The organism is Aminivibrio sp. (genome assembly GCF_016756745.1).
In the GTDB taxonomy this organism is placed as follows: Bacteria; Synergistota; Synergistia; order Synergistales; family Aminobacteriaceae; genus Aminivibrio.
The window spans coordinates 1-9,090 of record NZ_JAESIH010000085.1; the positions used below are offsets into that span (position 1 = coordinate 1).

Here is a 9,090-nt window from a genome sequence, read left to right on the forward strand (position 1 = left end):
TCAAGTTGCCCCTGGTGGGCGACATCTTCTTCAAAAGTGCCATGGCCCGGTCCAACCGCACCCTTGCCTCCCTTGTGGACTCCGGCGTACCCATCCTCAAGTCCCTCGAGATGACCTCTGAAGTCACGGACAACGCCGTCATCGGCAGGGCCTATACCGCCCTCCGGGATGCCGCCCGCAAGGGCGCCTCCCTGGGCGACACGGCCAAGAACATCCCCGTCTTCCCGGTGATGATCGCCCACATGATGAAAGTGGGCGAAGAGACCGGCCAGCTCGAAACCATGCTGGACAAGGTCGCCGGGTGGTTCGAAATGGAGCTTGACGAGAAAATCAAGCGCCTCACCTCCATACTGGAGCCTGTACTGATCATCTTCGTCGGCGGCGTCGTCGCCATGGTGGCGCTGGCCATCTTCACCCCCATCGTCACCGCCATACAGACCATGATGTAGAGAAAAGGAGAACCGGACGAACGGAGAAAGGAGGAGGATCGGAAAAAGCTTGTCATCCTGAGCAACACTAAGGACCTTGCCTTAGGTTTGTCATCCTGAGGAGCGAAGCGACGAAGGATCTCGGTTTGTTGTCATCCCGAGCAACGCGAGGGATCTCGGTTTAAGCCTGTCATCCCGAACGAAGTGAGGGATCTCGCCTCAGGTCTGTCATCCCGAGCAACGCGATCGCGCAGCATCCCCGAAGGGGAGGGATCTAGGGTTAAGCCTGTCATCCCGAACGAAGTGAGGGATCTCGCCTTAGGTCTGTCATCCTGAGGAGCGAAGCGACGAAGTATCTCGGTTAAAGTCTGTCGTTCCGAACGAGCGCGTTTTTAACCACCGCCCCACCGCGCCCAAAAACAATCCGCCCGAAAATGAGCGGTAAACATAATACGCACCAGGCACCACGAGCAACACACCATCATACAGGAGGGGAAAACCCATGAAAAAAGTACTGAAGAAGCGCACAGGATTCACCCTTGTCGAACTGCTGATCGTCATCATCATCATCGGCATCCTGGCCGGAGCCATGCTCCTCGTGGCCGGCAGCGGAACCGACAAGGCCGAAGCGACGAAGATCGTGAGTGACCTTCGTTCTCTGAAAGCAGCAGCACTTATGTACTATGCTGATAATCCAAATAATACCACCCTTGATGGAAATCAAATTGCAAAACTAACGAAATACATGGATCGGGGCATTGAAACTGATGATTACACTTTTTTAAACGGTACTGTTTCGGCTGATAACACCGCTTGGTTTGTTGGTCGGTTAAATATTACCAGAGCTGGAGTTCAAGAAAAACTGGCAGAAACGGCAGAAAGTGTAGGCTTGTTAGCTGAACCGCAAATTGCTAGCGATACCATTCAAAGTGGTGATCTATACGAAACAACAGATACTCCTACAACGGCATACATGAGAGCTCGCTAAAATTTACTTTCCCGGGGGCCTTCGGGCCCCCGGCATTCCCACAGTGAGAGAGTTTCCGTAAATAAATGCCCCTGTCATTCCGAAGGGCGAAGCCCGATCGCGCAGCATCCCCGTAGGGGGGAATCTCGTTTTAGGAATCTCGTTTTTTACGAATCCCGCTTTTGGGGTTAGAGAATCATGGAACACACAGCCACAGTTCCGGGGATGAAAGAAGGGAGAGCACGTTGAGAAAGAAACCGAATGCTTTCACCCGAAAAAACAGAAAGGCCTTTGCCCTGGCCGAGAGCATTATAGCCCTTCTCATCCTCGCCATAGCGCTTCTGGCTATGGCGTTGGTTCCCATTATGTCCTCCAAGCTCGCCCTGCAGACAGTACAGAAAGAACAGGCCCTTGCCCTGGCCCATGACAGGCTGGACATTCTCGAGGCCGCTTCGGCGGATATTGTGTCTTCTGAGGATGTAGGCATTTATTCGGTTTCCTTCGACCGGTCTTTTGCCAGAGGCAATGCCGTGGTCGAGGTGTTCTGGGGCGGGATAACCCAGCAATCCCAGATTAAACTTGAGCGGGATCTCAGCCGGAACGCACGGCTGACGGCCGTGAAATGAGGGGGCGGCGGAGATGAAGAGAACTGAAAGACAGGCGTTCACCCTCGTAGAAATTCTGATCTCCATACTGATACTTGGTGTGGTCATGTCTGCCGTGATGACCCTTTTCTTTTCCGTATTTGAGAGTTACAAATTCCATCAGGACATGATGGAGGCGAAGCAACGGGGGCAGGTGGCCCTGGCCGCCATTCAGCCCTATATTTCAGCTTCTGCCATGGGACTTCCCAACCGGGAAACGCCGTTCCAGACGTCCTTTTCGTCATCGTCTGGAGTTCTGAAATCAGCCTCTGCTCTTTTGCCTGAAAATGTGCTGGAAAAATTCACCAGCCCTGTGCAGATTGCTTCCGGTGACGTTGTAGTTTCCGGTGTTGTTAATTCTGACGATATTTCCGGTTCCGCCCTTTGGCTCGTTTTCGCCGTTCCTTCAGGCATCGGCGTGGAAAATGATTATCAAATCGACGGTACCGGAACTGAAATAGAACTGACCGCCGTTCCTCCGGCGGATCTTCTGATAAAGGACACGAATTCGATGAAAAGCTGGGTTGCTTTTCCGGGAAGCACGGCGCCGATGTTCGTCAATGCGGTGAATCCTTCCGATGGAAAAAAGATTACCCTGGCTGCGAGAACGGCCCAGAAAATTTCCGCCTTCGACGAGATGCACTATGTCAGGGCGGTGAAGATAAAAATCATCAATGAAAACCTGAATGTGAAACATCTTTCTGACGGACTGGCGGTGAATGAACCGTGGAGTCCTGTCGTCGAAGGCATCGAAAACGTCCGGTTTGAGTTCACTGCGGAGCGGCTCCTCAGGGTGACTGTGCTTGCCAAAGGTTCTGTGGAGCACAACGTAGAATATATGAGCTCCATTCCGGGGTGGGACGGTCCTATGCCCGCAAACAGGAAATTCCGGTATGCCGCTGTCACCAGAACATGGAGGATACGAAATTGAAGAACACGACGAGGAAGAGCAGGATGATGAATCCCGGCAGAAAACAGGGAATGGCCCTGCCCCTCACGCTGATTGTTCTCCTGGTGGCGGGGGCGCTGGTGGCTCTTTCGTTTTATTTTATAGAGAACATGATGACCACGACCCAAATGAAGACGGACGACGAACTCCGGCTCAATGCCGCTCTCGCCGGTGTGGAGAGGGGAAAACAGTGGCTTCTCTCCCGGGTTGACGCCGGTGAACTGCCTGCCCTCACCACCACGAGCGGGGATATTGCAGCCGTTACGGCTCCATACTTTCCGGAGCTTAGTGTCCGTGATCTCATAACCTTTACTCTTGACGGCATAACGGTGGAAGTACGGATTTTCGATCTCTCCTATGAATATACGAGTTCCCTGCGGTTCGTGCCCGGAATCCCCCCGAGGATTTTCCAGACTCAGGAGGGGGGCAGCATTAAGTCGTCCCAGTCCTACGCCAGTTCCAACGCTGCCGAGGGCGACACTGGGGCCGCCGACCCCGACTCCACCCTTCTGGGCTCCTACCTGATCCGCAGCGAGGCGACCCTGAACGACCTGACGAAGCGTGTGGAACAGGGAATTCTGATGGCAAGGTAAATTCGGAGGTGAAGAAAATGAAGAATAAGAGTGAACGTTCTTTCAGATTTCCCGCTTTCTTGGGTCTGGTTCTTTTATTAACCGTAATTCTGAGCACCCAATCCGCCTACGGAGCCTTCACGGCGAAGACGGACCTCTTCTCCGCCGACAAAGACACCCCTCTTGGCTTTACGAACCTTGTGGAGCCGAATGTCCTGCTGCTCATCGACACCAGCGGGTCCATGGCCTACAGGATGAGAAGCAGCGCTTCCACCTACGGGGACGGGACGAACCCCTACAATTTCGGAGGTTCGACGACGTATAACTATTTCGGCGCTGATGAGAATCCCGGCAACAATACAGCTGGAAATAATAACGAGTCTGTAGAATTCAATTATCATCCCCTTCTGAGAGTTATTTCCGACGACTTGGTGCCAATTGGAACAAGAGGCTATTTCTCTTTTGATATTGATAATACAAAGCCACAGCGTTGGGATTTCTCGATGGATAATATAAATCTTGGTACTTCTTATCGACTACACCCGCAGAATGGTCAATTGCAGAGAAAAGAAGTAATTTTCTTTATCATCAGGTGGGAAGATGTCGGGCTTGGGGGTAGTAAACCGAATTTACCATCAGGTTACAGATGGGAACCCGATGGGGATCGTGGGGTATGGTACCTCTATAAATTTGGTCCTTACAAACGATATAAATATCCAAACGACAGCCGGATGTACACGCTGAAGAACGTAATGTACCGTATCCTCACAGACAGTTCTCTTGTGGGGAATATCCGTCTTGCGCTGGCGAGCTACAGGCAAACGCCCGAATCCTCAGGGAGCGGATCATCATACTACCGTTGGTCTCCTACCTCCGGCGGTTTCCAGCAGCGCATTTCCTGGAAGTATCCCGACGAAAACCGGGACATGGCAATGTTGAGGGTTAATTTCGGTTCCACAACAAAATTGCCGGAGGGTCCCGTTCATCTGGAAAGCATCAGACAATGGTTTGACGGAACGGAGACGGCATCGAACCCCGAGTTTAGGGCGGATGGTATGACTCCCCTCGCCTCGTCGATCTGGTACAACTCGAGTGAATCTGTGGGGGCTTATTTCTCTGCTGTCGAAGACGAAATGGACTGGTGCCAGGACAACTGGCTCATCGTGTTGACCGACGGTGCCAACACTGACAATTATGATGAAGAAGATGCGGTAACAAGGTTATATGGCATGTCCCTTACCTCCCGGAACGGGAGCCCGGCGAAGAAGGTCAAGACTTTCGTCATCGGTCTCATCGATCCCGACGAAGAAGATGATCTTGCAGACACACTCAACGCAATGGCGGCAAACGGGCAGACAGAAAAGGCGTATTTCGCCACAGACATGGAAGGGCTGCTTGCGGCCTTTAAGAAAATATTCCAGACCATCCAGGACTTCGCTGCCACTGGAAGCGCACCGCTGGTGAATCCGCCCACAAGTGCGGGCAGTGAGGGAAAGGTCTACTCCACAGGATTCAAGCCGAAGCCCGACCAGCAGTGGACGGGGTATCTGTACAGCTACACAATATCCGATGATGTCCTGGAGACGCCTCACAACTGGGAAGCGGGAGTAACGCTGACTTCTATGGATTATGGGGACAGGAATATATATACGGCCGACTGGGGCGGGAGTACAGCGTCCAGCCTTTCCGGCAGCAACCTGAAGAATTTCCTCAGTAGCCAGGTCGAAGCCCTGCGCCCCCTTCTGGCCGGTACCATCAGCACGGACATTCTTTCAAATGCGAAGCTCGCCCAGTTCATTGACTGGGTACGGGGGCTCGACGTCTGGGATGAAACCGAGGGGGATGATCGCTGGAAGCTTGGTGATCCCTATCATGTCGGGCTCGTGGAAGTGGGAGCGCCGCAGAGCCTCCTGAAAGACCAGGCATACCGCAATTTCGCGGAAACCTACAAGAACAGGAATAAGTTCGTCTACCTCCATGCCAATGACGGGATGGTCCATTCTTTTGCTTCCGAAACCAATAACAACACGACTCCCAAGACAACCGGAGGAGTGGAAAATTGGGCGTTTATACCGCCCAACGTGTTGGGATACCGGCGCCTTCTCGGGCTCAAGGTGGATGCCGGCGGAAACTGGGTGACAAACGAGAAATATTCGGTACCGAAGTATCTGCTTGACGGCCCTCTGGTTGCCGAGGATGTCTATTTCGGAGGTGCGTACCGGACTGTTATGCTTGGTTCCCTTGGCCGGGCCGGTGCCGGAATGTATGCCCTTGACATCACCGATCCTTACATTCCAAAGTTTCTCTGGGCCCTGGAGAACAATTACTACGACCAGGCCACCATGGCGGTCCGCCCGGTCGATGAGAGGACTTTCCTCAGATGGGCCGCGTCCGGCGGCTCTGCGACATCCGTTCTTTCCACCGTAGCGGCGTCTGACTCCTCGGCCCTCGGGCGGCTCCGTCTGACAGTGAGCACCCCGTTCATCGGCACCGTGGACATAAACTACCCCTCGGGGACCGATGTGATAACGAAATGGGTTTCCCTGTTCGGCGCCGGGGCGCAGTACGCCTATTCCGATACCGACACGGACGGCGGAAAAGCGGTGTATGTGATCGACATGGAGAACGGTGCCAGGATCAAGGAACTGACCCATGCAGATCTTGGAATGGCTGTTGCCCCTCTCTCCATAGAGACAGGGCCCCGTCCGCTCCGGATAAAGACCTTCTATCTCGGTGACCACAAGGGAGCGGTTTTCGAGGGAGATGCATCTGCCGCCTCGACGGACAACTGGACTCTCCAGAGAGTCTTCACGCCCGGAACGGTGACTCCTTCGACGGTTACCGGCATACCCTACGCCGTGGAGATCGGCATCATAAAGAACCGGAAATGGCTCTTCTGGGGAACGGGGGATCCTGACGGCCTCTTCGGTACGCAGACCGGGCGAAACTACATAGTGGCCTTGAACAGGAACACCGCCGGCTCAGACACTACCTACAGCGACCTTGAAAGCCTGGACAGGAACAACGTCGACTCCGTGGCGCGGACGCTCAACGGGTGGCATCTGCGCCTCGCGTCCACCGAAACGGTGACCACTCCGCCGGTGCTATATAAAGGGTATATCTTTATCGCTACCTATGCCCCGGTCGCGGATGACAACTGCAAGATCGGCAACAGTCACTTCTATATACTCAAGGCTGATACGGGCCTCGGCGGGTGGATTGATGCAAGCGGGAACGAGAACAAATACGTTACCCTGGAGGCCACGAGAATCAGCGGAATAACAGTGTCAGGCGGCAAGCTGTATGTCGGTGTCACCCGCTACCCCGGGGCTTCAAACCCGCCCGCTGTCATGGGAAATGTGACTCTTTCGGGGAACCTCATGGTCATTGATGTGCCGGACCATATCAAGAACTCGGAGGATGATATTCCGAGCAAGTCGACACGGCCCACCTACTGGAGGGATTGGAAACCATGAAGAATAAAAATATTACCACACTGGTACTTCTCGCGGCGATTCTCTCCGTTCTTTTTCTTTCGCCCGTTTTTGCCGCAAAGTATGAGGGCGTAGATAATGTGTCCGGATTTCTTGCTCTTTTCAAACGGACGCCTCCACAGATTGAAATAGTGACGGAAAACAAGGACAGACTGAAGTTCCTCTGGACGGAGGAGACGATTTTTGTCGACTGGCAGGAGCAGGAGCTTTCGCCGGAGGATTTTTACCGGCAGTTCAAGGACAAGGGCGTATTCCTTTTCCTCGACGGGAAAAAGATCACCCGGATTGCCCCTGCGGTGTTTTAGGTATTGCAAAGTTTGTGCCGATTGTTTCTTGATGAACTGTTGTAATTGTTAAAAAAGCGTATAATGCAGCTACATTGAATTTCATCCATACAGGCGGGGAGGAAGTCGCGACATGGGCGCTTCGGCATTCTTCAAATCGCAGAACAGAGCGGCGCTTGCTTTGCACGAAGATTACCTGCGGTACGTGGAACTGGACGGTGATCTTTCGGGGCTGAAGATTCGCCGCAAGGTCCAGACGGCCACCGGCGGCACGGCCATCCGGAAGGATTCCCTCTCCGACGTGGGAGCGCTGCTTCCCGCTTTCGAGAACCTGGGGGGCAGCCTCGGGGGCGGCTTCAAGGCTCCTGTAACCCTGGGAATTCCCTCCAGGGACATTCTGATCCGGGTCATCGAAATGCCCGAAATGATGATGGAGGATGCCAAGGAGGCCCTGAAGTGGGACTTTGAAAAGTTCTTCCCCTATGCCTATACCGACGCCGCCGTGGACATCGCCAGGGTGGACAACCCGGTGAACCTCGAAGGGGGCAAGATGTCGGTCCTGGTGGCGGCGTGCAGGCTCCGCACGGTGGAATCGCTCATGAGGGTGGCTTCTTCGGCGGGCATGGATCTGGCAGGCATCGAGCCCCTGAACGTGGCCATGTTCCGTGCCGGACTGGGTCCCGTTTCGGCCTACGCCGAGGGGTACCTTTCCATTTTCGCCGAGAAGGAAGTGACCCAGCTCGTGCTGGGGTACAAGGACAACGGCATTCTCTACAGGACGTCGCTCATCGACATCCCCACCGTGGGCGAGGGCGAGCGGGACTATGCCCCCCTCGTCCGGGAGATCGGCAATACCCTTACTTTCATCAAGAACCAGTACCGCGAACTGGTGGTCGATCTCCTTATGCTTGGAGGTGGGTACGGGAAGGACAGCAGGCTGCAGGAGGCTCTCGAGGCTGCGACGGGGCTGAAATCGCTGAAGATGAACGTGTGGGAGACCTGGGGCATCGCGGAACCCGACGACGGCAACAGCGGTTGGGAAGCGGCCATCGGATTGGCGGTGAGGGATTTACTATGAAGGTGAAACTGGACCTGCGGCCACGCTCTCTGGTGGAGTCCCGCAGAAGAAAGGTCAATGCCGCGAGGGTGTTGCTGGTGTCGCTCTTTCTTGCTTTTGTCCTTGTCGGGGGAGTGACTTTCGGCCTTGCCTTCCTGAAGGTGAGCGGCATGGGCTCGCAGGTGGCCATGCTGAACGACCAGGTGGCCATCCAGCAGGCGCAGAACCTGAAGATGTCCAACGAGATCAAGCGGCTTGCAGGCGTGGAAGCGGTGTACGTTTCGGCCCTGACGCTGCTGCAGGAGGAGCTTCCTGCCCTCGAGTTCCTGAACTCCATCGAGACGTCCCTGCCCCTTGGGGTGTGGATTTCTTCCGTGTCGGTGGATCCGGGGAAGGCGACCATCAAGGGGAACGCCTACGTGGAAAACGACGTGGTGGAGTTCGCCAAGGGGCTTCTTGACGCGGGCGTGGTGGCTACGGTGGATTTCCCGGTGACCACAAGGGTGGTAAAGAACCAGGAATCCATGGTTGATTTCACCCTTTCGTGCATGCTCAGGGATCTCGCCGGCATTTCGGCAAGAAATCCCGGGGAAGGAGGGGGAATCCGGTGAACTCGGCAAAGAAGGACGGACTGTTTTTTCTTATTTTTCTTCTTATCGTGGGCGGTCTCGCCTACGGGCAGTATTTTTACATCA

General features: G+C 54.5%; 9 protein-coding genes. All 9 read left to right on the top strand.

Annotated features, from left to right (window positions below; all coding sequences use genetic code 11):
* Window positions 1-449: type II secretion system F family protein (locus JMJ95_RS13415; protein WP_290686317.1), on the top strand; the 449-nt coding region annotated here is incomplete at its 5' end.
* A 481-nt stretch (window positions 450-930) separates the two neighbouring features.
* Complete coding sequence (locus JMJ95_RS13420) at window positions 931-1,416, top strand: prepilin-type N-terminal cleavage/methylation domain-containing protein (RefSeq protein WP_290686320.1); 486 nt, start codon at window positions 931-933, stop codon at window positions 1,414-1,416.
* A 224-nt stretch (window positions 1,417-1,640) separates the two neighbouring features.
* Window positions 1,641-2,021, top strand: a complete 381-nt coding sequence (locus JMJ95_RS13425) for a hypothetical protein (RefSeq protein WP_290686322.1) — start codon at window positions 1,641-1,643, stop codon at window positions 2,019-2,021.
* Window positions 2,022-2,034: 13 nt separating this feature from the next.
* Window positions 2,035-2,970 (top strand): type II secretion system protein, encoded by a 936-nt coding sequence (locus JMJ95_RS13430; RefSeq protein ID WP_290686325.1) that lies wholly within the window; start codon window positions 2,035-2,037, stop codon window positions 2,968-2,970.
* The gene (locus tag JMJ95_RS13435; RefSeq protein WP_290686328.1) at window positions 2,967-3,581 is read left to right on the top strand and encodes a hypothetical protein; all 615 of its coding nucleotides are present in this window, start codon (window positions 2,967-2,969) and stop codon (window positions 3,579-3,581) included. Before JMJ95_RS13430 ends, JMJ95_RS13435 begins: the two co-directional genes overlap by 4 nt.
* Window positions 3,582-3,598: 17 nt before the next feature.
* Window positions 3,599-7,036 (top strand): PilC/PilY family type IV pilus protein, encoded by a 3,438-nt coding sequence (locus JMJ95_RS13440; RefSeq protein ID WP_290686331.1) that lies wholly within the window; start codon window positions 3,599-3,601, stop codon window positions 7,034-7,036.
* Window positions 7,033-7,359: a hypothetical protein gene (locus JMJ95_RS13445; protein ID WP_290686334.1), complete on the top strand. Its 327-nt coding sequence runs from the start codon at window positions 7,033-7,035 to the stop codon at window positions 7,357-7,359. The genes JMJ95_RS13440 and JMJ95_RS13445 overlap by 4 nt, the downstream gene beginning before the upstream one ends.
* A 112-nt stretch (window positions 7,360-7,471) precedes the next feature.
* Window positions 7,472-8,416, top strand: a complete 945-nt coding sequence (gene pilM, locus JMJ95_RS13450) for a pilus assembly protein PilM (RefSeq protein ID WP_290686337.1) — start codon at window positions 7,472-7,474, stop codon at window positions 8,414-8,416.
* A complete protein-coding gene (locus tag JMJ95_RS13455; protein WP_290686340.1) occupies window positions 8,413-9,006 on the top strand; it encodes a PilN domain-containing protein in 594 nt (197 codons plus the stop codon). Before pilM ends, JMJ95_RS13455 begins: the two co-directional genes overlap by 4 nt.
* Window positions 9,007-9,090 lie beyond the last annotated feature (84 nt).